At 62.9% G+C, this 25821-nt stretch carries 22 protein-coding genes and 1 pseudogene; 15 read left to right on the plus strand and 8 right to left on the minus strand.

The genetic code is table 11. The features are described 5' to 3' along the window. Positions 1–214: 214 nt before the first annotated feature. Positions 215–1009 carry a class II aldolase/adducin family protein gene (locus A462_RS18330; RefSeq protein WP_003211295.1) on the minus strand — a complete coding sequence of 265 codons (795 nt, stop codon included), beginning with the start codon at positions 1007–1009 and terminating at the stop codon, positions 215–217. A gap of 107 nt (positions 1010–1116) precedes the next feature. Then, positions 1117–2022, minus strand: coding sequence for a LysR family transcriptional regulator (locus tag A462_RS18325; RefSeq protein WP_008434597.1), 906 nt, complete (start codon positions 2020–2022; stop codon positions 1117–1119). Positions 2023–2242: 220 nt separating this feature from the next. Between A462_RS18325 and A462_RS18320 the strand changes: the two genes are divergently transcribed. The 11 genes from A462_RS18320 (at position 2243) to A462_RS18270 (ending at position 17432) form a co-directional block, all read left to right on the plus strand. Then, complete coding sequence (locus A462_RS18320) at positions 2243–2866, plus strand: cysteine dioxygenase (protein ID WP_008434600.1); 624 nt, start codon at positions 2243–2245, stop codon at positions 2864–2866. Next, the gene (locus A462_RS18315; protein WP_008434602.1) at positions 2863–4443 is read left to right on the plus strand and encodes a rhodanese-related sulfurtransferase; all 1581 of its coding nucleotides are present in this window, start codon (positions 2863–2865) and stop codon (positions 4441–4443) included. The genes A462_RS18320 and A462_RS18315 overlap by 4 nt, the downstream gene beginning before the upstream one ends. Positions 4444–4545: 102 nt before the next feature. After that, entirely contained in the window at positions 4546–5502 is a 957-nt protein-coding gene (locus A462_RS18310; RefSeq protein ID WP_003211301.1) for an ABC transporter substrate-binding protein, read from the plus strand. Positions 5503–5515: 13 nt separating this feature from the next. Continuing rightward, complete coding sequence (locus tag A462_RS18305; RefSeq protein WP_008434605.1) at positions 5516–6859, plus strand: LLM class flavin-dependent oxidoreductase; 1344 nt, start codon at positions 5516–5518, stop codon at positions 6857–6859. Positions 6860–6872: 13 nt separating this feature from the next. Continuing rightward, positions 6873–7877, plus strand: coding sequence for an ABC transporter substrate-binding protein (locus A462_RS18300; RefSeq protein WP_003211303.1), 1005 nt, complete (start codon positions 6873–6875; stop codon positions 7875–7877). A gap of 139 nt (positions 7878–8016) precedes the next feature. Continuing rightward, positions 8017–9195, plus strand: coding sequence for an acyl-CoA dehydrogenase family protein (locus A462_RS18295; protein ID WP_008434608.1), 1179 nt, complete (start codon positions 8017–8019; stop codon positions 9193–9195). Then, on the plus strand, positions 9192–10151 hold the full coding sequence (locus A462_RS18290) for a D-isomer specific 2-hydroxyacid dehydrogenase family protein (RefSeq protein ID WP_003211305.1): 960 nt from the start codon (positions 9192–9194) through the stop codon (positions 10149–10151). Before A462_RS18295 ends, A462_RS18290 begins: the two co-directional genes overlap by 4 nt. Positions 10152–10460: 309 nt before the next feature. Further along, positions 10461–12581 (plus strand): TonB-dependent receptor, encoded by a 2121-nt coding sequence (locus A462_RS18285; RefSeq protein WP_008434610.1) that lies wholly within the window; start codon positions 10461–10463, stop codon positions 12579–12581. Positions 12582–12607: 26 nt separating this feature from the next. Further along, on the plus strand, positions 12608–14182 hold the full coding sequence (locus A462_RS18280) for a flavin monoamine oxidase family protein (protein WP_008434613.1): 1575 nt from the start codon (positions 12608–12610) through the stop codon (positions 14180–14182). Positions 14183–14207: 25 nt separating this feature from the next. Next, on the plus strand, positions 14208–14699 hold the full coding sequence (locus A462_RS18275; RefSeq protein WP_003211308.1) for a RidA family protein: 492 nt from the start codon (positions 14208–14210) through the stop codon (positions 14697–14699). A 36-nt stretch (positions 14700–14735) separates the two neighbouring features. Then, a complete protein-coding gene (locus tag A462_RS18270) occupies positions 14736–17432 on the plus strand; it encodes a TonB-dependent receptor plug domain-containing protein (RefSeq protein WP_008434616.1) in 2697 nt (898 codons plus the stop codon). Between the two features lies 1 nt (position 17433). Here the strand turns inward: A462_RS18270 and A462_RS18265 are convergent, their stop codons facing one another. The 4 genes from A462_RS18265 to A462_RS18250 all read right to left on the minus strand — a co-directional run bounded on the left by A462_RS18265 (position 17434) and on the right by A462_RS18250 (position 21571). Continuing rightward, entirely contained in the window at positions 17434–18321 is an 888-nt protein-coding gene (locus A462_RS18265) for a LysR family transcriptional regulator (protein WP_008434618.1), read from the minus strand. Positions 18322–18503: 182 nt separating this feature from the next. Further along, complete coding sequence (gene ycaC / locus A462_RS18260) at positions 18504–19127, minus strand: isochorismate family cysteine hydrolase YcaC (RefSeq protein ID WP_161635723.1); 624 nt, start codon at positions 19125–19127, stop codon at positions 18504–18506. An 18-nt stretch (positions 19128–19145) separates the two neighbouring features. Continuing rightward, positions 19146–20984, minus strand: a complete 1839-nt coding sequence (locus A462_RS18255) for an amidohydrolase (RefSeq protein WP_003207313.1) — start codon at positions 20982–20984, stop codon at positions 19146–19148. Next, complete coding sequence (locus A462_RS18250) at positions 20981–21571, minus strand: antibiotic biosynthesis monooxygenase (protein WP_003207311.1); 591 nt, start codon at positions 21569–21571, stop codon at positions 20981–20983. Before A462_RS18250 ends, A462_RS18255 begins: the two co-directional genes overlap by 4 nt. Positions 21572–21741: 170 nt before the next feature. Between A462_RS18250 and A462_RS0132450 the strand changes: the two genes are divergently transcribed. The 3 genes from A462_RS0132450 (at position 21742) to A462_RS18240 (ending at position 23425) form a co-directional block, all read left to right on the plus strand. Beyond that, entirely contained in the window at positions 21742–22173 is a 432-nt protein-coding gene (locus A462_RS0132450) for an AraC family transcriptional regulator (RefSeq protein ID WP_023658747.1), read from the plus strand. An 83-nt stretch (positions 22174–22256) separates the two neighbouring features. Continuing rightward, positions 22257–22979: a pirin family protein gene (locus A462_RS18245; RefSeq protein WP_008434624.1), complete on the plus strand. Its 723-nt coding sequence runs from the start codon at positions 22257–22259 to the stop codon at positions 22977–22979. A gap of 137 nt (positions 22980–23116) precedes the next feature. Next, positions 23117–23425 (plus strand): hypothetical protein, encoded by a 309-nt coding sequence (locus A462_RS18240; protein ID WP_008434626.1) that lies wholly within the window; start codon positions 23117–23119, stop codon positions 23423–23425. A gap of 238 nt (positions 23426–23663) precedes the next feature. On the opposite strand, the gene A462_RS18230 is transcribed toward A462_RS18240, so the two are convergent. Further along, positions 23664–24662 carry a quinone oxidoreductase family protein gene (locus A462_RS18230; RefSeq protein ID WP_008434629.1) on the minus strand — a complete coding sequence of 333 codons (999 nt, stop codon included), beginning with the start codon at positions 24660–24662 and terminating at the stop codon, positions 23664–23666. Between the two features lie 102 nt (positions 24663–24764). Between A462_RS18230 and A462_RS18225 the strand changes: the two genes are divergently transcribed. Next, the gene (locus A462_RS18225; protein ID WP_008434631.1) at positions 24765–25628 is read left to right on the plus strand and encodes a LysR family transcriptional regulator; all 864 of its coding nucleotides are present in this window, start codon (positions 24765–24767) and stop codon (positions 25626–25628) included. Between the two features lie 6 nt (positions 25629–25634). Here A462_RS18225 and A462_RS18220 read toward each other — a convergent pair. Further along, positions 25635–25814 (minus strand): annotated as a pseudogene (locus tag A462_RS18220) ((R)-mandelonitrile lyase); the annotation flags it as partial. Between the last annotated feature and the right edge of the window lie 7 nt (positions 25815–25821).

A 25821-nucleotide genomic window follows, 5' to 3' on the forward strand; every position in this document is an offset into this window, starting at 1 on the left:
CGGGGCAGGGACGCCCCGTCGCGGCGGCCCGCGGAGTAATGCCGGAGTGAGGGCACACCGAGCCTAGGCGAGGTGCCGAGTGGTGGGGAAAGAGCGTTTTGCTTACTTTTGCGCTGTTCAAAAGTGAGCCGCTGTAAGAGCGGAACCAATGGCGGCCATCACCCAAATAACGGATATACACCCACAACCAAGCGAAAATACCAAACCCACAACGTCAAAGTTTGTAATCAGTATCCGTACGCTCCAATTGCCGAATCAACGCATTCCAGTGCCGCGCCACCCCCGGCCCATCCCCGCTCTTGAACACTTCTGCCTGCTTCTCCACCTTGGCCACCACCTCCGCCGGCGGAAAGATCAACTCGGCATTTCCCCCCGCCTGCGCCGCAATCTGGATATTGCACGCCCGCTCCAGCCCCTGCAGCTGCTGGAACGCATGCTCCACACTCACCCCCGCCGTCAGCAATCCATGGTTGCGCAGGATCATCACACTCTTGTCCCCCAGGTCCGCCACCAACCGCTCACGCTCATCCAGGTCAAGGGCCACACCTTCATACCCGTGGTACGCAACGCGCCCGGAAAACCCGATGGAATGCTGGGAGATCGGCAACAACCCGTCCTTCTGCGCCGACACCGCAATACCGTCGCGCGTATGCGTATGCAGCACGGCCTGCAAATCGTGGCGAGCCGCATGGATCGCGCTGTGGATCACATAGCCCGCATAGTTGATCCCCAGGCCCGTAGGGTCATCGACAATCGTGCCGTCGATATCCACCTTGACCAGATTCGAAGCGCTGATCTCATCGAACAACAGCCCGTAGGCATTGATCAGGAAATGCTCCTCAGGCCCCGGCACCCGGGCGGAGAAGTGCGTGTAGATGTGGTCGGTCCACTTGTACAAGGCCGCCAGCCGATAGGCCGCCGCAAGTTTAACGCGCACCTCCCACTCTTCCGGGGTAACCCGCTGGCGGACGTTGTTCGAGACACTGGAGATCGAGGTGACGCTGCTCATGGCAAAACTTCCTGGATGGCCTTAAGGACTTCCAGGCAAGCCTAGGGGATGACCAAAAATAATAAAAAGCACATTTTAATCTAAGCTAATTATTATTTTTTTTCATATCACGCCGCATTGCGCACCTTGTGCAACGACGCCGCCACCAGCTTGCCAAACGCGTCCACCGGCCCTTGCAGGTTGCCCAGAAAATGCGGGTAGATCAGCCACAGGTCCATCACCGGCTTGAAGTCCTTCAGTGGCATGGCCGCCAGTTGATCGCGATGGGCGCTGCGCTCCAGCAGCGGGCGTGGCACCAGGCCGAGGCCCAGGCCGTCAGCCACCAGGCCCAACTGTAGCTCGGTGCCGAAGGTCTCCAGGTTGACCCGCAACGCCAGGCCCTGGTCCGACAGGGTGCGTTGCAACCCGGCACGGAAACCGCAGCCATCCGGGTTCAGGATCCAGCCATTCTGGTACACGTCCGCCAGCTTGCAGGGCTTCTTCGGCAGTTGGGCCTTGGCACACACCACCACCAGTTCCATCTTGCCGATGGACTCGCCGACGATGTTGTCCGGGAAGATCTTGCCCGCCGGAAACAGCGCCGCCGCCGCGTCCAGTTCGCCGCGCTCGATCTTGCCCACCAGTTGGCTGCCCCAGCCGGTAGCCACCTGGGCCCGCAGCTCGGGGAATTCACTGCGCAGGTGCTTGAGGGCGTCCAGCAACACCACGTCGCCAATGGTCTGCGGCACCCCCAGGCGCAGCAGGCCGGTGGGCGGCGCGTCGGTGGCCACCAGTTCCCGCAGGGCGTCCATTTCCCGAAGGATCGAACGGCACTGTTCATACACCCGCGTTCCGATCAAAGTAGGCTTGAGCGGCTTGGTGTTGCGGTCGAACAACTCCACCCCCAGCGCCTGCTCGAAGTTCTGCACGCGACGGGTAATGGCCGGCTGGGTCAGTTGCAGCGACTCGGCGGCATGGCTGATGGACTGGCAACGAATCACTTCGACAAAGGCATCGATATCGTCAATTTTCATTTGGGCCGCACATAGAGAACAGTCATTAAGATGTGTGAAAAGCATAGTTCCATAAACGGTGGCTGGATAGCCCAACCCCCGGATCGATAACGTCTAACGCTATTCAAACCGGTTCTAAATTACTTTCCGCTATAACCTAATCATTAAAAAATAGCATATTAACTATAAACATTATGCTTAGATAAACCCATCACCACGAACCACCCACGATGGAATTGTCATGACCCAGGCCCGACACCCGGAGAGACTCAGAGCATTCATTGGCGCCCTGGCGGAATTGATCGACGGCAACCCTCGCGAAGGCGACCTGCTGCACCGCGGCGGCAAGCTGCTGGCGCAACTGGTCAGCCACGATGACTGGCTGCCGGACGAGTTTGCCCAACCCGACCCCGAGCGTTATCAGCAATTCCTGCTGCACGCCGATTCGCGCCAGCGCTTCAGCATCGTCAGCTTTGTGTGGGGGCCGGGGCAGACCACGCCGATCCATGACCATCGCGTGTGGGGGCTGATCGGCATGCTGCGCGGTTCCGAGTATTCCCAGGGCTTTGAGCGTAACGCCGAGGGCGCACTGGTCGCCGACGGCAAGCGCATCCAGCTGGAACCCGGCCAGGTGGAAGCCGTGTCGCCGAAGATCGGTGACATCCATCAAGTCAGCAATGCCTTCAGTGACCAGGTGTCCATCAGCATTCATGTGTATGGCGCCAACATCGGTGCGGTACGCCGCGCCGTGTACCAGCCGGACGGCAGCGAGAAACTGTTTATCTCCGGTTATTCCAACGCTTTTCTCCCGAACATCTGGGATTTGTCCAAAGACGCCCTGTCCAAAGAGAGCCCTGCCCCATGACTGTATCGAACCGCAGCTTCGCCCAGATTCGCCAGGCCCTGCTGGACCGTGAAGAAGTCGCCCTTGTGGATGTGCGCGAGGAAGCGCCTTTCGCCGAATCCCACCCGCTGTTCGCCGCGAATATCCCGCTGTCGAAACTGGAACTGGAAGTGTATTCACGCATCCCACGCCGGGATACCCAGGTGACGGTGTACGACAACGGTGAAGGCCTGGCACAGATCGCCGCCCAGCGCTTGCAGGCGCTCGGCTATACCGAGGTCAGCCTGCTGGAAGGCGGCCTGGACGGTTGGCGCAGCGCCGGTGGCGAGCTGTTTATCGACGTCAACGTGCCAAGCAAATCCTTTGGCGAGCTGGTGGAAAGCCAGCGCCACACACCGTCGCTCGCGGCTGAAGAAGTGCAGGCGTTGCTCGACAGCAACGCCGACGTGGTGGTGCTCGACGCCCGCCGCTTCGATGAATACCAGACCATGAGCATTCCCACCGGCATCAGCGTGCCCGGCGCCGAACTGGTGCTGCGCGCCCGTGAGCTGGCACCGGACCCGGCCACCCGCATTATCGTCAACTGCGCCGGGCGTACCCGCAGCATCATCGGCACCCAGTCGCTGATCAATGCCGGCATCGCCAACCCGGTGTCTGCCCTGCGCAACGGCACCATCGGCTGGACCCTGGCCGGGCAGAAGCTGCAACACGGCCAGGCTCGACGCTTCGCGCCGACCTCGGAAGAACACCGCCAGATCGCCGCCAGGGACGCCCGCCAAGTCGCCGACAAGGCCCGCGTAGGCCGCGCCACCCTCGCCGACCTGCAACGCTGGCAGCAGGAAGCGGCGCGCACCACTTACCTGTTCGACGTACGCACCCCGGAAGAATTCGAAGCCGGCCACCTGCCCGGCTCGCGCTCCACACCGGGCGGCCAACTGGTGCAGGAAACCGATCACGTCGCCAGCGTACGCGGCGCCCGGCTGGTACTGGTGGATGACGACGGCGTGCGGGCCGATATGTCTGCGTCCTGGCTCGCACAACTGGGTTGGGAAGTGCATGTGCTGGATGACCTGCAACCTGCGCACTTCAGCGAACCGGGGGCCTGGGTTGCCCCCGTCCCGGCGCCGCAACAGGCCGAACTCATCAGCCCGCACACCCTCGCCGAATGGCAGGCTCATGGCGACACCGCAGTACTGGATTTCACCGCCAGCGCCAACTACGTCAAGCGCCACATTCCCGGTGCATGGTGGGCGTTGCGCGGGCAGTTGCCCGAAGCCTTGCGCAAGGTGCCTGCTGCCGAACGCTACGTGTTGACCTGTGGCAGCAGCCAGCTGGCGCGCCTCGCGGTGGCGCAAGTCGAAGCGCTGACCGGCAAGCCCGTGTTCCTGCTGCAGGACGGCACTGCCAGCTGGATCGCCGCGCAACTGCCGCTGGAGGAAGGCGAGACCCGCCTCGCTTCACCGCGCATCGACCGCTACCGCCGTCCGTACGAAGGCACCGACAATCCGAAGGAAGCCATGCAGGCCTACCTCGACTGGGAGTTCGGCCTGGTGGACCAGCTGGCCCGCGACGGCACCCACGGGTTTTATGTGATCTGAACACCCCCAGGAGCGAGCCCGCTCGCTCCTCTTCCCACTACCAGCCGACCCCTTCTCCAGGCGGAGGCGACTGAACGCAAGACCTAGCCTGGAGCCCGCCTGATGCGCTTTACCCTTGCCCTTTTACTGGCCGCCCTCACCCTGGGTGCGACTTGCCAGGCCGCCGACCTGCAGCCCCTGCGAGTGGCCAACCAGAAATCCACCATCAAGGCGCTGCTGGAAGTCGCCGGCGAAACCCGGGATGTGCCCTACGAAATCCAGTGGTCCGAGTTCCCCGCCGCCGCACCGCTGGGCGAAGCCCTCAACGCCGGGGCCGTGGACATCGGCGCGCTGGGGGACGCGCCCTACGTGTTCGCCCTCGGTGCCGGAGCACCGCTGAAGGTGGTGAGCATCATCCACGCCGAAGGCCGCAACACCACCGCGCTGATTGTTCCGAAAGATTCCCCGATCCACGATCTTGCCGACCTCAAGGGCAAGCGCATCGTCACCACCCGCGGCTCCATCGGGCACTTCCTGGCGATCAAGGCGCTGCGCAGCGCCGGCCTTTCCACCCACGACGTGCAGTTCATCTTCCTGCTGCCCAGCGAGTCACGGCTGGTGCTGGATAACGGCACCGCCGATGCCTGGTCGACCTGGGACCCCTACACCACCGTGGTCACCAGCCAGAGCCAGGCAAGGGTCCTTGCCAGCGGCAACAACCTGCTGAGCAATCACCTGTACCTCGCCGCCACCAGCAAGGCGATTGCCGACAAGCGCGTGCAGCTGGACGACTTCGTGGCCCGGGTCGACCGCGCCTACCGCTGGAGCAACGATCACCCGCAGGCGTTCGCCGCCGCCATGGCCAAAATCACCGGCTTGCCGCTGGAGGTGCACGTAGCCGTGGCCAACGCCACCCATATGCAACCGGTGGCGATTGACGACTCGGTGATCAGCGGCCTGCAAACCACCGCCGACATCTATCAGGACGAAGGCCTGCTGACCAAACACATCGACGTCTCCCAAGGCTTCGACAAAAGCTTCAACGCCAAACGTGCCCCGCTTACCCAGGCTTCCCGCTAAAAGGAGAGAGAACATGAGCAAACGCCAACTGAAACTCGGTGCCATGGTGCACGGCGTCGGTCACGGCTGGGGCGAATGGCGCCACCCGCAGGCGCAGCCCAATGCCAGCGTCAACTTCGGGTTCTACAAGCATCAGACGCAACTGGCCGAAGGCGCGAAGTTCGACTTCGTGTTCATCGCCGACAGCCTGCATATCCATGAAAAATCCAGCCCGCACTACCTCAACCGTTTTGAGCCGCTGACCATTCTTTCGGCCCTGGCGGCCCTGACCTCGAACATCGGCCTGGTGGCGACCGTCACCGTGAGCTACACCGAACCGTTCCAGGTGGCGCGCCAGTTCGCCTCCCTGGACCACATCAGCGGCGGCCGCGCCGGCTGGAACGTGGTGACTTCGTGGCTCAGCGGCACCGCCGACAACTTCGGCAAGGCCGAGCACCCGCCCCACGCCGTGCGCTACCGCATCGCCAGGGAGCACGTAAATGTGGTCAAGGGCCTGTGGGATTCCTGGGAAGACGATGCCTTCGCCTACAACAAGCAAAGCGGCGAATTTTTCACCCCTGGCAAGCTGCATGCACTGGAACACAAAGGCGAGTTTTTCTCGGTCAAGGGCCCGCTGAATATCGCCCGCTCGCGCCAGGGCCAGCCGGTGATTTTCCAGGCGGGCACTTCCGAGGACGGGCGCAATTTTGCCGCCGAAAACAGCGACGCGATTTTTGTCCATGCCGAGACCTTCGACGAAGCCAAAGCCTACGCCCAGGACTTGAAGAAACGCGCCCGCAGTTTTGGCCGTGATGCTGATCAGTTGTCGATCCTGCCGGGCATCCGGCCGATTGTTGGCCGCGACGAAGCCGAGGTGGAAAGCCGCTATCAGCAAGCTGTGGAGCTGGTGACCGTCGAGGACGCAATCGTCGCCCTGGGCCGCCCGTTCAACGACCACGATTTCAGCAAGTACCCGCTGGACGAACCCTTCCCGGAACTCGGCGACCTGGGCTCCAACAGCCAGAAAGGCGGCTCCGACCGCATCAAGCAACTGGCCCGCGATGAACGCCTGACCCTGCGGGAAGTGGCCCTGCGGTTCTCCCGGCCCAAGCGCGATTTTGTCGGCACCCCGGAGCAGGTCGCCGACGCGATCCAGACCTGGTTCGAAGCCGGCGCGGCCGACGGCTTCATCATCAATTCACTGCTGCCGGACGGCTTGCAGTACTTCACCGAGCTGGTAGTGCCGGTGCTGCAACAACGCGGGCTGTTGCGCAGCGAATACAGCGGCGCCACCCTGCGGGAAAACCTTGGCCTGGACGTGCCGGCGAACCGCTACAGCACCCCGTTCGAAACTCAACCAACGCAGATCGCCATCTGACCAGGGCACAACCATGACGAACACGATCAAACACGGACAGTTCAATCGTCGCGGCTTCCTGGGTGCCAGTTCGATTGCCCTTGGCGCCCTGGGCCTCGCCTCGCTGGTGCCCCGGGCTTTCGCTGCACCTGCGAAGCTCTCGGACCTGACCCTGGCCGTCGCCACCTACCGTGGCCAGGACTCGTATTTCACCGACGACGCCGGCACTTCCAACACGCCCTATAAAGTCGACTACGCCGAGTTCGCCGGCGGCAACCTGATCGTCGAAGCGCTGGCCTCCGGCAGCCTGGACATTGGCGGCATGAGCGAGATCCCGCCGATCTTCTCGATCCAGAGCCACCGCGAGCCGAAGCTGATTGCGGTGCTGCAAGGTGACGTGAATAACCAGGTGATCCTGATTCCCAAGGAGTCGAAAATTGAATCCATCGCCCAGTTGAAAGGCAAGCGTGTGGGCTATGTGCGCTCCACCACCTCGCACTACTTCTTGATCAAGGCCTTGAAGGAGCAAGGGCTGACCTTCAACGACATCACCCCCGTGGCACTCACGCCACAGGACGGTTTCAGCGCGTTCCAGAGTGGCCAACTGGACGCCTGGGTGATCTATGGGGTGTTTATCCAGCTGGCGAAATTCCGCAGCGGCGCCCGGGTATTGAAAACCGCCCTCGGCTACCTCTCCGGCAACTACCTGATCGGCGCCCGCCCCGCTGCCCTGGAAGACCCGCTGCGCAAACAGGCGATCCAGGATTACTTGCAGCGCCAGGCGCGCACGCTGGAATGGATGAACAACAACCCTGAGCCGTGGGCTGAAAAATCGGCGAAGTTGCTCGGTGTGGACAAGGCCGTGTTCCTCGACGTGTACAACAACCGCAGCCAGCCCTACAGCGTGATCGAGGTGAACGACCAGGCCATCGCTTCGCAGCAGGAAGTGGCGGACCTGTTCTTCAATGCCGGGGTATTGAACGAGCGGCTGGATGTCAGCCCGTTGTGGGACCGGCAGTTCAAGTTGCTGCCGATATAACCCGCCTTCGAAAACGCCGAATAACCCATGTGGGAGCGGGCTTGCTCGCGAAAGCGGTGGATCAGCCAACGGATGTGCAACCTGACACACCGCTTTCGCGAGCAAGCCCGCTCCCACATTTTGAACGAGTACACCCATCATGAGCCTTTCTTCTCAACCGTCACTGCGCTCCGTGGAAGTGGCCAATTTCGAAGCCTTGCTGGAACGCCTCAGCGCCCAGCTCGCCGCCACTGCACACATCGTTGATGAATGCGGCACCTTCCCCCACGACAACTTCAAGCTGCTGCACGAACACGGCCTTGTCGCCCTGACCGTGCCCAAGGCCCTCGGCGGTGGCGGTGCCAACCTGAGCCAGGCGCGCAAGGCCATCAGCGCGATTGCCAAGGGCGAGCCGTCCACCGCGTTGATCCTGGTGATGCAGTACCTGCAACACACGCGCCTGCAAGACAGCAAAACCTGGCCGCCCGCCCTGCGCACCCAGGTCGCCGAAGACGCTGCGCGCAATGGGGCGTTGATCAATGCCCTGCGCGTCGAACCCGACCTCGGCACCCCGGCCCGTGGCGGCCTGCCCGCGACCATCGCCCGGCGTACCGCCGCCGGCTGGCGCATCAGCGGGCGCAAGATCTACTCCACCGGCAGCCATGGCCTGAGCTGGTTCAGCGTGTGGGCCCGCAGCAGCGATGAAGACCCGTTGGTAGGCGCCTGGCTGGTGCCCAGGGACAGCCCCGGCATCAGCATCATCGACACCTGGGACCACCTCGGCATGCGCGCCACCTGCAGCCATGAAGTGGTGTTCGACAACGTGCTGGTGCCGCTGGACCACGCGGTCAGCGTCAGCCCCTGGAGCGCACCGCAGGCGGAACTGGACGGTGACGGGTTCCTGTGGATGTCGGTACTGCTCTCATCGGTGTACGACGCCGTGGCCCAGGCCGCGCGCGACTGGCTGGTGGACTGGCTGGAACAACGCAAGCCGTCCAACCTCGGCGCCGCGCTGTCGACCTTGCCGCGCTTTCAGGAGACCGTCGGGCATATCGACACTCTGCTGTTTGCCAACCGCAGCCTGCTGGACGCCGCCGCCGACGGGCACACCCCGGCAGCCCACGCCGCACAGATCAAATACCTGGTGACCGGCAACGCGATCCGTGCCGTCGAGTTGGCCATCGAGGCGTCCGGCAATCCCGGCCTGTCCCGACACAGCCCACTGCAGCGGCATTACCGCGACGTGCTGTGCAGCCGCGTGCATACCCCGCAGAACGACGCGGTGCTGCAAGGCGTCGGCAAGGCCGTCTTCGCTCAACGACACAAGGAACGCCCATGAGCCAGGTGATTATCGCCAGCCAGCTGGACGAAGATTTCAATCAAGTCATCCGCCAGCGGCTGGCCCTCACCCACCCCGGTGCCGAGGTGATCAGTGTGCCGGCCGGTGTGCCCAGCGACTTGCCGGCCCAGGCCAATATCCTGCTGGCCCGGCCGATCAATGTGCGCGGCTACACCGCGCCGGACACACCGCCACCGGGTTGGCCGTACGGCGTGCAGTGGATCCAGGTGGTGTCGTCGGGCATCGACTTCTATCCCAGGTGGCTGTTCAACGGGCCGCCGGTGAGCACCTCACGGGGCAGCGCCGCCGAAAACCTCGCCGAGTTCGCCCTCGCGGCAATCTTCGCGGCGGCCAAGCATTTGCCGGATATCTGGGTAAAGGATGCCCAATGGCAGTTCACCCCGTTGCGCCCGCTCAAGGGCACCACCCTGGGGATTCTCGGGTTTGGCGCGATTGGCCGCAGCCTGGCGCAGAAGGCTCATGGGTTGGGGATCAAGGTGGTGGCATTACGCCAAACTGACACGCCGTTTGACGTGGAGGGTGTGGAAGCGGCGCGGGATATCCATGACCTGTTTGCTCGTTCCGATCACCTGGTACTGGCAGCGCCACTGACCGAGGCCACACGGCATATCGTCGATCGGGAGGCGCTGGCGAATGCCAAGCCAGGGTTGCACCTGATCAATATTGCCCGGGGAGGATTGGTGGATCATGAGGCGCTGCTGGAGGCGCTGGACAGCGGCCATATCGGGCTGGCTTCGCTGGATGTGACCGAGCCCGAGCCATTGCCGGACGGGCATGCGTTGTATGGGCATCCGAGGGTCAGGGTGTCGCCGCATACGTCGGCGATTTCGACCAATAGCCGGCATGATATTGCGGACAGTTTCCTGGGCAATCTGGAAAGGTATCTGAGCGATCGGCCGCTGGAAAACCTCGCTGATACCCAACGCGGTTACTAAACCCAACAGAGATCAAAATGTGGGAGCGGGCTTGCTCGCGAATGCGGTGTTTCAGTCACTATCAATGTTGACTGAGCGACCGCATTCGCGAGCAAGCCCGCTCCCACATTTGTTTTTTGTCGGCTGAAAAATATCATCAGCCTTACGCATCACATTCAAACCAATACATACCTATTTTTTATAATTAACTTATAACTAATCGGACTTTTACGCCCGGCATTTATACAAATACTGTTACATCCAGTACCGACCCCTGACCAGGTGGAGGCCCAATTTTGCCTAAACCGTCAACCACCTCAGGGGTCCATCATGAGTCCTACCGCCGTACCCAATCGCCTGGCACTGGCCATCTCCCTCGCCCTGTTCGGGCTTTCCGTTCACGCCGACGACACCGCCCTGCCGGTGGTCAATGTCACCGCCGAGCACCGCAGCGAAGACCTGCAAAAAACCCCGCTGGCGATTTCCGCGTTTGATGAAAAGGCCCTGGAAGACAAGCAGATCAACAGCGTGCGCGACCTCTCGGGCCAGGTGCCGAACCTGACACTCAGCCGCCAGTCGATCTCCTACAGCGCGCAGACCTACGGCATTCGCGGTATCGGTGAAACCGACCCGATCCAGGAAGCCGCCGTCGCCGTGTATGCCGATGACCTGTACATCCCGCGTGCGATTTCGTCGATGCTCGACTTCAACGATGTGGAGCGTGTCGAAGTGCTGCGCGGGCCCCAGGGCACCCTGTACGGACGCAACAGCAGCGCCGGCGCGATCCGCGTGATCACCCGCGATCCGACCCAGGAAACCCGTGGTTTTGTAGAGCTGGGCGCCGGCAACTACGACGCGCAGAACGCACGCCTGCTGATCAGCGGCCCGCTGGTGGACAACGCGCTGTTCGGCAGTTTCTCGGCGATCCGCCTGAGCCGCGACGGCACCGTCTCCGACCCCACCCGGGGCAAGGATGTAAACAACGTCGACATCCAGTCCTACCGCGGCAAGCTGCGCTACAAGCCGGTGGATTCGCCGTGGGATGTGCAACTGACCCTGGCCGGTACCTTCGACCGGGGCGACACCACCAGCTACACGCCTTTCGACGCCAACGGGCATTTCGACAAATTCAAGAGCTACAGCAGCCTCGACCCGAAAAACCGCCTGGACCAGGGCAGCTCGGTACTGCGGGCGATTTACGCGATCAATGACAACCTGAACTTCAAATCGGTGACCGCCTACTCGGCGTTCCACCAACCGGTGGACTACGACAACTCAGGGCAAGCCGCGCTGATCCAGAACAACCTGATTCTCTACAAGCAGAACTATGCGACCCAGGAGTTCCAGCTCAACGGCGACTACGACGATTTCAGCTTCAGCACCGGGGTGTACCTGTACCGCGAGAAGTTCGACGCCGACCGCGACAACCTTACCTATTCCATCGCCCGCAATCGGGTGATCGGCCAGGGCCAATACAGCACCACCAACACCGAAAGCTATGCGCTGTATGGCCAGGGCACCTACAAGCTGACGCAACAACTGTCGCTGATCGCCGGCCTGCGCTTTACTCGCGAGCACAAGAATTTCGACTTCACCAACTACGCGATCAACACCGACCGGCAAATCACCGGCACCAACTTCACCGCCGAGTCGAGCAAATCCTGGCAGTCCACCAGCCCGAAGATCGGCTTCGAATACGCCTGGACCCCGCACCTGAACCAATACGCCTACGTCGCCAAGGGCTTCAAGGCCGGTGGCTACGACAACCGCGCCCCCACCCAGGCCGCCGCCGAACAGGCGTTCTCCCCGGAAGACGTGACCACCTGGGAAACCGGGGTCAAGGGCGACTTCTTCGACCAGCGCCTGCGGGCCAACGTCGCGCTGTTCTACAACGACTACAAAGACCTGCAAACCAACGCCTATGACCCGGCGCTGGGGGTGAGCCTGCGCACCAACGTCGGCCGTGCCCACACCTACGGCGTGGAGCTGGAAACCCTCACCGCCCTGAGCCGCGACCTGCAACTGACCGCCAACGTCGGCTACCTGCAAAGCAAGTACGACGACTTCCAGAACGCCAGCGGTGCCGGGGTGGATGCCAACGGCAAGCAACTGGTGTTCTCGCCACGCTGGAACGCGAGCGTTGGCCTGAACTACACCATCCCGGCCGGGCTGCCGGGCACCTGGCTGGCAGGCACCGATGCGCAGTTCCAGACCAAGTCCTACGCCAACGCATTGAACGACGACATCCAGGAAATCCCGCAACAGACCTTCTGGAACGCCAACACCCGCTACATCAGCGGCGACGGCCACTGGACCACCACCCTGGCGGTGAAAAACCTGCTGGACCGCGCCTACCCGCAGTCGGTGGGCTACGTGCCCTCCAGCGGCGCCCGCTACTACTCGGTCAACGACCCGCGAACCCTGTTGCTGACCGTGCGCTACGACCTCTGACAAACCGCTATCTCAAGGAGCGAATCATGGCTTTTACCCGCAGGGAACTGATTTCCCGTATTGCCGCCGTGGGCGGTTATTCCGCCGCTGTCAGCGCATTGGGCGCGCTGGGGCTGACGCCTCAGGCGGTGGCATCGAGCTTTACCCCGCTGCAATTGGGCAGCACCGGCAAAGGCAAGCAGGTGGTGGTGGTCGGCGCCGGGATCTCCGGGCTGGTCAGCGCCTATGAGCTGCGCAAGGCCGGGTTCAACGTGACGATCCTGGAAGCCCGCGACCGGGTGGGTGGACGCAACTGGACCCTGCGCCGAGGCACCAAGGTCGATTTCGACGACGGCGTCAGCCAGACCGTCGACTTTGATGACGGGCAGTTTTTCAACGCCGGCCCCGCGCGTATTCCCAGCCACCACCAGACGATCCTCGGCTACTGCCGCGAGCTGGGTGTGGAGCTGCAAGTACTGGTCAACAGCAGCCGCAACGCCCTGGCCCGGCCGGATACGCAACAGCCGGCGTTCCAGTTGCGCCAGGCGGTCAATGACACCCGTGGCCAGCTCTCGGAACTGCTGGCCCGCACAGTCAGCCGCAAGGCGTTGGACCAGGACCTGAGCGTGGATGACCGCAAGGCGCTGCTGAGTTTCCTCAAGGTGTACGGCGACCTCAACGGCGACCTGCAATACAAGGGTTCGGTGCGCTCCGGCTACACCCGCGTGCCCGGCGCCGGCGACCAGACCGGCGTGACCCGCGCGCCGCTGGAGCTGCAGACCCTGCTCAATCCCAAGCTGTGGGGCGCACTGGTGTTCGATGAAATCCCGGAGTTTTCCTCCACCATGTTCCAGCCGGTGGGCGGCATGGACCGCATTCCGTATGCCTTCTACGAACATCTGAAAGATGCGGTGCGCTTCAACGCCGAAGTCAGCGATATCCAGACCTCGGAGCAAGGCAGCCGAATCACCTACCGCGACCGCATCAGCGGCAAGACCCAGGTGCTGAGTGCCGACTACGCGATTGTCACCGTGCCCTTGCCGCTGCTGGCCAAGCTGCCAACCAACTTCACGGCACCCTTCAAGCAGGCGATCCAGACCGCGCAAAGCGACCAGGCCAACAAGGTGGCCTGGCAGGCGCCGCGCTTCTGGGAAACCGACTTCAACATCTACGGCGGCCTGTCGTACCTCGACCATGAAGTCAAAGGCCTGTGGTACCCCAGCGACCGCCTCAACAGCGCCCAGGGGATTCTGGTGGCGGCCTACAACACCAGTGAATCGGCCCAGGCCTTCAGCCAGAAATCCCTGGCCGAACAGTTCGCCTCGTCACGCCAGGCGGTGGAGCTGTTGCACCCCGGCCACAGCGCCAAGCTGCAAAAACCGGTGGCGATCAACTGGTCGAAAGTCAGCTACAGCAAGGGCCCGTGGATCGTCAACGACGAGGTCGGCGAAAGCGCCTACCGCCTGCTCAACGAGCCCCAGGGCCGCACGTACCTGGCCAGCGACGCCCTCGCCCACGGCGGCGTCGGCATCTGGCAGAACAGCGCCGCCGATTCGGCGCGGCGCATCGTCTCGCTGATCGGCCGGCATGCCGAACGCCAGCAACCGGGCGTCGCCGCCTGACTTTTCTCTCTCAAGGAATGAACCGATGAAGACGCTTTTTGCAGGACTGCTGATGACCGCCACCACCCTTGCCGCCCACGCCGATGAGATCAAGCGCGTGCCGCTGCCGAACTCGAATTTCCCGATCTCATTGGCGGTGTCGGTGCCGCCGCAGACCGAGCTGCTGTTTGTGAGTGGGTTGCTGGCCGACCTGCATGACCCCAAGGCGCCGAAAGACTCGTTTGCCGCCTATGGCGACACGGCCATCCAGACCACGTCGATCCTCAACAAGCTCAAGGGTGTGCTGCAAGGCCAGGGCCTGGATTTGGGAGATGTGGTGCAGCTGCGGATATTCCTGGTGGGCGATCCAGCCAAGGGCGGCAAGCTCGACTTTGCCGGGTTGCAGGAAGGCTACACGCCGTTTTTCGGCAGTGCCGAGCAGCCGAAAAAACCGGCGCGCACCGCGGTGCAAGTCGTCGCGTTGCCATTGCCCGGCGGGCTGGTAGAAATCGAAGCGGTTGCCGCGCGCAAACGCTGACAGGGACATCACTCGAGACCAAGGAGCTCCACTCTCATGCGAAAATTCAACTGGCTGACGGCACCTTTGTGGCGAGGGAGCTTGCTCCCGCTGGGGCGCGCAGCGGCCCTGAAGCCTGACTCCGCAATTTCCTCGGAAGACCGTATTGGGGCTGCTACGCAGCCCAGCGGGAGCAAGCTCCCTCGCCACAGCAAGCTCCCTCGTCACAGCAAGCTCCCTGGCCACAGCAAGCCCACTCGCCACAGCAAGCTCGCTCACCGTAAAAGGCTACACCGGTACAATCATCTGAAACTCCTGCCGCTCTCGCTGGCGTGCGGCCTGGCGTCCTTCGGCGTCGAATCTGCCGAAGACCGCTCCCCCACCCTCGACACCGTGGTGGTCACCGGCAACCGTGGCGCCGAACAACGCACCGTCACCACCAGCCCCACGCCGATTGATGTGATCAGCGGCGAACAGCTGCGGGCCGTGGGCAAGCCGAGTTTGCTGGAGGCATTGGGCAAGCTCATCCCCTCGTTCAACCTGCCCGACCGCGCCGGCTGGGATGCCAGCGGCGTGGTGCGTTCGGCCACCTTGCGCGGCCTCACCGCCTCTCACGTACTGGTGCTGGTCAACGGCAAACGCCGCCATACCAGCGCCACCCTGAACATCAACGGCATCAACAGCGGCGCGGCCCCCAGCGACCTCGACCTGATCCCGGTGGCTGCCATCGACCATGTGGAGGTGCTGCGCGACGGTGCAGCGGCGCAATACGGCTCGGATGCGATTTCCGGGGTGATCAACATCATCCTCAAGCAGACCACCGGCGGCAGTTCCGACACCACCCTGGGCCAGAACTACGACGGCAAGCGCGGCACCGGCCAGGAGGCGCTGAACTATGGCTTCCAGGTGGGTGAAGCCGGGGTGCTCAACGTGTCCCTCGACACCCGCTACCAGGAGCGCGACAACAAGGCCGGCAGCAACGGCTACAGCAGCCATTACTACCCGCTGGCGGACGGTTCCCCCGACCCGCGCGAAGCCACCTCCAGCCACCACACCTACAAAGGCTACGGCTCGCCCCGCAGCCAGTTGGGCGATGTGGCGTACAACCTCGACCTGCCGCTGAACGACAACCTGACGCTGTACTCGTTTTCCACCCTGGCCACCCGAGAGAACAACGACGGCCAGAACTTCCGTCTGCCCAACGGCCGCAACACCATCACCACCGGGCCCAATGGATACCCCGATGGCTACAGCCCGTACTGGTTGGTCAACGAGACGGACTTCCAATCGGCTTTCGGCGCCAAGGGCAACGACCTTGGCGGCGGTTGGGGTTGGGACCTGAGCAGCACCTACGGGCGCAACTACGCCAAGCAGCGCACCTACGACAACCAGAACCCGTCCCTGGGCGAAAGCACACCGAACAAGTTCACCTCCGGGATCTACATCGCCGACCAGCTCACCACCAACCTCGACCTGAAAAACACCTACGAGATCGGCCTGGCCAAGCCGCTGGACGTGGCGTTCGGCCTGGAGCACCGGCGCGAAAGCTACGAGACCCGCGCCGGCTCCGAGGCTTCCTATATCGATGGCGGCTACGTGTTCCCGGCAGGCCATCCGCGTGCCGGGCAGCGTCCCGATCCGGGGGCTCAGGTCACCAACGGCATCCGTCCGGAAGACGCGCAGAAGGTCAGCCGCAACAGCGTCGCCAGCTATGTCGACCTCGGGTTCTACCCCACCGAGCAGTGGTACATCGGCGTGGCCGGACGCTACGAACATTACAACGAAGGCGTCGGCGGTACCCGCAGCGGCAAGCTCAGCACGCGGTATGCGTTCAACCCGGTGTTCGCCCTGCGCGGCACCGTGAGCAACGGCTTTCGCGCACCGTCCCTGGCCAACGAGATCTTTACCGCACGCTCCACCGGGTTCGACACCATCAATGGCGTGTACCAGTCGTATAACTACGTGATCCTGCCGGTGGATTCCGCCGGCGCTCAGGCATTGGGTGCCAAGTCACTGAAGCCGGAGCGCTCGACCAACTTCAGCCTCGGTTTCGCCGTGACCCCAAGCGATGACTTGAGCCTCACGGTGGACGGCTACGTGATCAACCTGCGGGACCGCCTGGTGCTCAGCGAACGCTTCCAGGGCCCGGGCATTGCCTCCCTGCTGGACAGCATCGGCGTACCGGCCACGGCGGGCGCACAGTACTTCACCAACGGCGCCAACACCCGCACCTCCGGGGTGGACGTGGTGGGCAACTACCGGCAGAACCTCGACCGCTACGGCTCGGTGAAATGGACGGCGGCGCTGAACTACAACCACACGCAGATCCTCAGCGTCAACGACACCCCGGCGCAGCTAGCCGCCCTGGGCAACTTCCAGTTGATGGGTCGCCAGTCACGGGCACTGATCACCAAGACTTCACCCAGCAGCAAGATGATCTTCTCCGCCGACTGGGCGATCCACGACTTCGACGTCAACCTGCGCCTGACTCGCTACGGCACCTACACCGAGGTCAACAGCTCCAGCGACGCGAGCCTGGACCGCACGTATTCGGCCAAGTGGATCACTGACCTCGACGTGGCCTACGCGATCAGCAAACAGCTGACGGTGGCCGTAGGTGCGCACAACCTGTTCGACAAATACCCGGATCACATCGGCGTGAAGAACTCGTCGTTCGGCGATAACTGGGGCAGCTATTCGCCGTTCGGGTTTACCGGCGGGTATTACTACAGCCGGGTGCAGTACGCGTTCTGATTCAACAACCGCCGGCCAGGCGTTCACGCAGGAACTCGATCAACGCCTGCACCGGGCGCGAGCTCTGGCGGTGCTGGGGGTAAACGGCGGAAAGGGTCAGGGGTTCGGGCGCGCAGTCTTCCAGCAGCGTCACCAGGCGGCCGTCCTGCAAGGCTTGGGCAACGATAAAATGGGGTAGATAGGTGATGCCCAACCCGGCCACGGCGGCATCCCGCAGCAGCTCACCGTTGTTGACCCGCATGCGCCCGCTGACGTTGCGGGTGTGGGGGTTGCCATCGACCTTGAAGTGCCATTGCACCTGGCGACCATGGCCGTAAGGCAGGCATGCGTGATCGGCCAGGTCATCGGGACTCTGCGGCGTGCCGTGGCGGGCCAGGTAGTCGGGACTGGCGCAGTAGACGCGCTGCACACTGGCGATGCGTCGGGCGATCAGGGTCGAATCCTCAAGGGTGCCGATGCGCAGCACCAGGTCGTAGCCCTCGCTGATGAGGTCTACCGGGCGGTCACTGAGGTCCACTTCCACGGTGACGTGAGGGTGGCGTTGCAGGAACAGCGGCAACAGGCAACCCAGGTGCGCCATGGCAAACGACAACGGCGCGCTCAGGCGAATGGTGCCTCGGGGCTCGGTGTTTTGCCCGGCGATGCCCTGCTCCACTTGCTCGACTTCACTGAGCAGGCGCAGGGCGGATTCGTAGTAACTCTGGCCCAGCGGCGTGACGTCCAGGCGGCGGGTGGAGCGGTTGAGCAGGCGTACGTCGAGGCGCTCTTCCAGCTGGATCAGGCGGCGGCTGACAAACTGCTTGGACAGGCCAAGATGCTCGGCGGCAGCGGTGAAACTGCCGGATTCCATGACCTGGCAAAAAAGGCGCATGTCTTCGAAGGGGTTCATTGTCGCTTCTCGGTGGACGCTGGGCTGTTTTATAGCCGGTCAGTCGCCACACCACAAATCAAAATGTGGGAGCGGGCTTGCTCGCGAAGGCGGTGGGTCAGTCGGTACATGTATTGACTGGCACACCGCCTTCGCGAGCAAGCCCGCTCCCACATTGGATTACCTGCATATCAGAGAGCGGTTTATTTGGCCGTCAGCGCCGAGTAGCTGTTCATCAAATTGCGATAATTGGGAATGCGCGGCGACAGCAGATTCGCCAGGCCTTCCATGTCGTTGCGCCAGTCCACCTGCAGCTCGCAGGCCACCGAGAACCAGTTCACCAGCTGTGCACCGGCCGCCGTCATGCGTGCCCACGCCGCCTGTTGCACGGTCTCATTGAAGGTGCCCGACGCATCGGTCACCACAAACACTTCAAACCCTTCAGCCAGGGCCGACAGCGTCGGGAAGGTCACGCACACGTCGGTCACCACACCGGCAATGATCAGTTGCTTGCGCCCGGTGGCTTTCACTGCCTTGACGAAATCTTCGTTGTCCCATGCGTTGATCTGGCCAGGGCGCGGGATGTACGGCGCGTCCGGGAACAGTTCTTTCAGCTCCGGCACCATCGGGCCGTTGGGGCCGCTTTCGAAACTGGTGGTGAGGATAGTCGGCAGCTTGAAGAACTTGGCCAGGTCCGCCAGGGCCAGCACGTTGTTCTTGAATTCGTTGGGCGAGAAGTCCTGCACCAGGGAAATCAGGCCGGTCTGGTGATCCACCAGCAAGACCACGGCGTCATCTTTGTTCAGGCGTTTGTAAGTCATGGGAATACTCCTTTGGGGTTAGATTCAGAAGGCAAAACAAGAGCAGCCAAACGCGCCCCAGAAACCCTGGAAGTCGCTGACCGGCACGTTCGAGAGACGCGCCCGTTCATGGCTATGGGCATGCACGCCACAGGGGCCGCTGCACTGGTGCACCTGGGCTTGCAGCGCTGAGGCCGGGCGCCAGTGGCCCGGTACCTTGACCACCGGCGACCAGTCCGGCAGCACCGGCACGCTGGGTGGTGCGAAATCTTCAAAGTCGCCGGCGCCGTAGACCACCTTGCCGCCGACCACGGTGAGTACCGATTCGATCCACTTGATGGCCTCCTCATCGACACTGAAGAAGTCCGCCGACAGTGCCGCCACGTCCGCCAGTTGGCCGACCTTGATCTGGCCCTTCTTGCCCTGCTCGGAGGAGAACCAGGCGCTGCCGTGGGTGAACAGTTCCAGGGCCGTCAGCCGGGGCAGCCCCTCGGCGTGCAGTTCCAGCCCGCCGACGGTGCGGCCGCTGACCATCCAGTACAGCGAGGTCCAGGGGTTGTAGCTCGACACCCGGGTGGCGTCGGTGCCAGCGCCCACCGGCACGCCTTCGGCGAGCATGCGTTTGATCGGCGGCGTGGCCTCGGCGGCCTTGGCGCCGTAGCGCTCCACAAAGTACTCACCCTGGAACGCCATGCGGTCCTGGATCGCGATGCCGCCGCCCAGCGCCCGCACGCGCTCGATGTTCTGCGGGGTGATGGTTTCGGCGTGGTCGAAGAACCATGGCAAGCCGTTGAACGGGATGTCGCGGTTGACCTTCTCGAACACGTCGAGCATCCGCGAGATCGACTCGTTGTAGGTAGCGTGCAGGCGGAACGGCCAGCGCTGTTCCACCAGGTGGCGCACCACCGGTTCCAGTTCCTGCTCCATGGTCAGCGGCAGGTCCGGGCGTGGCTCGAGGAAGTCTTCGAAGTCGGCCGCCGAGAACACCAGCATTTCGCCGGCGCCGTTGTGGCGCAGGTAGTCGTCGCCCTGATGCAGGGTCACGCTGCCGGTCCAGTTCTTGAAGTCGCTGAGTTCTTCCTTGGGCTTCTGGGTGAACAGGTTGTACGCGATGCGCACGGTCAGTTGCTGGTCCTTGGCCAACTGTTCGATCACGGCGTAATCGTCGGGATAGTTCTGGAAACCACCGCCGGCGTCGATGGCACTGGTCAGGCCCAGGCGGTTGAGTTCGCGCATGAACTGGCGGGTGGAATTCACCTGGTATTCCAGGGGCAGTTTCGGGCCCTTGGCCAGGGTCGCGTAGAGAATCATCGCGTTGGGCCGCGCCACCAGCATGCCGGTGGGGTTGCCGTTATGGTCGCGCACGATCTCGCCGCCGGGCGGGTTCGGCGTGTCCTTGGTGTAGCCGGCCACCCGCAGGGCGGCACGGTTGAGCAAGGCGCGGTCATACAGGTGCAGCACGAACACCGGCGTGTCGGGGGCGGCCTGGTTGAGTTCGTCGAGGGTGGGCATGCGCTTTTCAGCGAACTGGAATTCGTTCCAGCCGCCCACCACCCTCACCCACTGCGGCGTGGGCGTGCGGTCAGCCTGATCCTTGAGCATGCGCAGGGCATCGGCCAGTGACGGCACGCCTTCCCAGCGCAGTTCGAGGTTGTAGTTCAGGCCGCCACGGATCAGGTGCAGGTGCGAGTCGTTGAGGCCAGGGATGACGGTGCGACCCTTGAGGTCGATGACCTGGGTACCACTGCCGCGCAGGGCCATGGCTTCACCGTCGGTGCCCACCGCGACGAAGCGTCCCTGGTGGATCGCAACTGCCGTGGCGCGGGGATTTTCACGGTCCACGGTGTGGAACTGGCCATTGAACAGAATCAGGTCGGCGTTCATAGGGTTTCCTTTACAGAGGCTTCAAGCCAGGGCGCGAACAGGCGGGTGGCCGCCGGCATCAGCAGGTAAACCACCAGTACAACGATGGTCAGGGTGACCAGGAAGGTGGCGACGATGTAGTTGGACAGGAACGGGTGCAGCCGCAGTACCGGGCCCCAGATGATCGGCACCAGCAACGTCAGCGGCAGGATCACCAGCAGCGTGACCACTGCCTGTTTCCAGCGCGGCGGCTTGGCGGCAGCATCGGCCAGGGGCGAGAACCAGAACTCGTTGACCGCGCCGACTTCGGTCTGGTCGCCGTCGGCCAGCATTGGTGCGGCTTGGTTGATCAGCTCCAGGCGCTGCGGCGAATCGAGCCAGCGCTCCAGGTCTTCGGTGGAGCGGTAACGCAGCACGCAGGTGAATAGCGCCAACCCGCCCTGTTTACTGCGCACCACATCGACGCCGAGGTGCCCGGGACGCTCACCGGCAATACGCACGATGCGTCGCAGCCAGGCTTCGTAGTCGGCTTCAAGCCCGGGTTTTATGCGGTGCTTGACCACCAGGGTCACGACCTCGTCCGGCCCGCCTTGTGCTGTTGAGTCCATCGTGCCCTTCCCCTGGATGCTTGAACGTTCGCGCTAGTTTGCGACGGCCCGATCCAGAAAAATTGCATGCATGTGCTCAGTTCAACAGATGCTTGCAGCGGTCTACACTGGGGATTCATTCACCGGTAAGGTGTGTGAAAACAAGCGCCCATCGACCACGGATAGCGATCATGGCTCAACCAGCAGCTGCAACCGGGACCCTGTGTTCAGAGCGGGAACAGAGGGTCAAGCAATTGATCCTCGCCAATCTTGCTGGCCCTCTGGAGGTGACGGAACTGGCTCGCGCCTGTGAGCTTTCCCGCAGCCATTTCTCCAGGGCCTTCAAGCGCACCACCGGTGTATCGCCCCAGGAATGGATTCGCCAGCAACGCATCAAGCAGGCCAAGGTGCTGATCACCGGCTCCGCCCTGAGCCTGACGCAGATCAGCCAGGAATGCGGGTTCTGCGACCAGGCGCACTTCTGTCACCTGTTCAGCCGCAGCGAAGGCGTGAACCCGATGGCCTGGCGCAAACTTCAGCTGCGCTACCGCCATCATCTGCGGACGGCACAGCTGGCGATCGTCAATCTAAAAGAGACAGTCATTCCGATTTCAGCTTCTTAATCAACCTATCGTTAACCAGTAATCTTCTCCTCACACCGAAGCCCTGCATCTCGCAGCCAGGCTTCCCTTGAGGAGAACACCCCATGCTGACCCTTCGCAAAGCCTCGGAACGCGGCGCCGCCAATCACGGTTGGTTGAAGTCGTTCCACACCTTCTCGTTCGCCAACTACTGGAATCCCAAAGAACAGGGTTTTTCCGACCTGCTGGTGATCAACGATGACCGGGTTGCCGCCGGCAAGGGCTTCGGCCAACACCCGCACCGCGACATGGAGATTTTCTCCTATGTGCTCGAAGGCGCCCTGGAACACAAGGACACCCTGGGCACCGGTTCGGTGATTCGCCCCGGCGACGTGCAACTGATGAGCGCCGGCAGCGGCGTGGCCCACAGCGAGTTCAACCACAGCCACACCCAGGGCGTGCACTTCCTGCAAATCTGGATCGTGCCGGATGTGGCGGGCGCCGAACCGCGCTATCAGCAGGAGCACTTCACCGAGGCGCAAAAACGCGGCCGGTTGCAGTTGATCATCTCGCCGGAAGGCACCGACGGCTCCCTCGGCGTGCGCCAGGACGCGCGGGTGTATGCCGGGCTGTTCAACGGCTTTGAAACCGCCAGCCTGCCGCTGGCCCCGGAACGCTACGCCTACATCCATGTGGCGCGGGGCAGCGTTGAAGTCAACGGCCAACGCTTGCACGAAGGCGACGGTGCCCGAGTGCGCGATGAGCGGGAGATTCACCTGAGCCATGGGGAGGACGCCGAGGTGCTGGTGTTCGACCTGCGCCCTCGGGAACTGCCAGAAATGCCGTGATGAGCGACGCGATGGCCCGGGAAAACGGGCCATCGCTGGCGTCGATAGTCACCATCAGCCCAATGAAGTTCTCTTAAAAAATCTGCCGCGTAACATCGCATCCATACCAACCAACGACTTTCCCGGAGCACACCCTCATGAAACGCCAACTCTTGCTTAGCCTCGCTTTCTCGGTACTTGCTGTAAGCGCCTTTACCCAACCTGCCCTCGCTGAAGGCGGCGCGGATCGCCTGATGGACAGCCGCGTGGCTGAGGGTGGGTCTGACCGTATGCTGGAACGCCGCGTTGCTGAAGGCGGGTCTGATCGCCTGCTGGAACGTCGTGTTGCTGAAGGGGGCGCTGAACGTCTCCAGGGCAACCGTGTAGCTGAAGGTGGTGCTGACCGTCTTCAAGAAAACCGTGTAGCTGAAGGTGGCGCTGACCGCCTGATGGAAAACCGCGCGTAACCCCTGTCGTTCGCGGTTCACCCCCAGCCGGCCTGATCAGCCGGCTTTTTTTCGCCTGCTGTTAACTGATCCTCACAAGCGCCACGACCCCTGTGGCGAGGGAGCTTGCTCCCGCTGGGCTGCGCAGCAGCCCCAATGAACTCACCGCGTTTCTCCAGGAAGACCCCATTGGCAGGTGTTGGGGCCGCTTCGCAGCCCAGCGGGAGCAAGCTCCCTCGCCACGCAAGCTCCCTCTCCATTAGTGAAGTTCACGGTCCAGCCACACCACCGCCTTGCCAATCTGCTGCCGTGCCTCAATCCTCGCGTGCACCTGCTGCACCTCTTCCAGGGCGTAATGCCCTTCGATATCCACCGTCAGCGAACCTTCAAGTATCGCCGCGAACACCGCATTGGCACGCCTCTGCACCGTAGGCCCGTCAGCCATGTGGTCGTTGAGCCGTGGGCGAGTCAGGAACAGTGAACCGGCCTCCCCCAACTCCATCGGATCGAGGTCAGTGATCGAACCGGAGACGTTGCCGTAATTGACGATCAGCCCCCGCGTACGACAGGCCTTGAAGCTTTCACGCAAGGTGGCCTTGCCCACCGAATCGAACACCACGTCCACACCCCGCCCCTGCGTTACCTGCAAGACTCGCTCGGCAAACCCGTCGTATGACCAGGCGTGATCAGCACCGCGCTGAAGGGCAATCGCACATTTTTCAGTGCTGCTGCCGGTGGTGAATACCGTGGCACCGAGTCGCCGGGCCATTTGCACCAGCAACTGGCCGATGCTGCCGGACGCCGCGTGGATCAAACAGCTGTTGCCCGCCTGCAACCGCGCAACATCTTCAATCAGGTAGTGAGCCGTGCAGCCCTGGAACATCGCCGCAGCCGCCTGATCGAAGCCGATCGCATTGGGAATCTGCGCCACTCGCGCGGCGGGTACGCTGGCGTATTCGGCGAACGCGCCCCATGAAATGCACCAGGCCACTCGATCACCCGGCGCCAGATGGCTCACGCCCTCGCCCACCGCCACCACCACACCCGCGCCTTCCATGCCCAGGGTGCACGGCAGCCGTACCGGGTAGGTCACCGACTTGGCGTACTTGCCCTGGCGGGTGTGAACATCCATGAAATTGATCCCGGCACAGGCCACCTTGACCAGTACATGGCCGGCGGTCACCTGAGGTGTGGGGACATCGTGACGCAGTTGAACAACTTCCGGGCCGCCGTAGGTTTCAAGGGTGAGGGCTTTCATCGCGGGACAACTCCGTTTGCAGTGGGAATGCGCCATGGTAAAAGGCGCTACTCTGTACGAGAATTCCCCAATACCTCCCACCCTCCGTGCGGAAATAACCCGATGTTCGACTGGCAGGATCTGTATTTCTTCACCGTGCTGGCGCGCACCCAATCACTGTCGGCTGCCGCCCGCGAACTGCAGGTGGAACACGCCACTGTTGGCCGGCGCGTCAATGCCCTGGAAAAAGCCCTCGGCGTAAAGTTGGTGGATCGCCTGCCCCGCAGCCGACCGCTCACCGAGGAAGGCCTGGCACTGGCGAAGCTGGCGGCCGGCATGGGCGAGATGGCTACCGAAGTGATGCGCCTGTCCCGCGTGGCCTCGATCGAAGTGGCCGGCACCGTGCGGGTCAGTTGCCCGCCGTCGATTGCCATCCACTGCATCGCGCCCCATGTCGCACGGTTCAGGGCGCAGTATCCCAAGCTGAATATCGTGTTGATGTCCTCGACGACGCTGGCCGCCCTCGACAAAGGCGAAGCCGACATTGCCCTGCGCACGGTACGTCCCGATGAAGAAGCGCTGGTACGCAGAAAGGTCGGCGCCGTGCGTTTCGGGCTCTATGCCACGCCCGAGCTCAAGCAGTTACCCGCTGAACAGTGGACGTTCATTGCCTATGACGCCACCCGCGACCACCTGCCCCAACAGGCGTGGATGCATCAGGTGCGCGGCAACCGCACGATTGCCTTCGCCGCCAGCGACCTGATCACCCAGCAAATGGCCGCCCGGGCCCAGGTGGGTGCAGTGGTGTTGCCCACGCTGGTGGGCGATCACGACGCGGCATTGGTGCGGTTGGCAACGAACACCGAAGGCCCGGTTCGCGATATCTGGCTGACGGTGTATCCGGATATGCGCCGCTCGCCTTCGGTGAAGGTGGTGATGGAGTTTCTGGTGAGCTGCATTGAAGGCGAGCCGCAGTTGCGGCGGTGAGACCGATTACTGCGCGGCGTACTGTTCGTCGCTGACCTGCTCCATCCAGTCCACCACCTTGCCGTCGAGCATTTCGTTGATCGCGATATGGGTCATGGCGGTGTTCGCCGTGGCGCCATGCCAATGCTTGACACCGGGTGCAATCCATACCGTGTCGCCGGGGCGAATGGCCCGCACGGCCTCCCCCGCATTT

The organism is Pseudomonas sp. Ag1, assembly GCF_000278565.1.
Taxonomy (GTDB): Bacteria; Pseudomonadota; Gammaproteobacteria; order Pseudomonadales; family Pseudomonadaceae; genus Aquipseudomonas.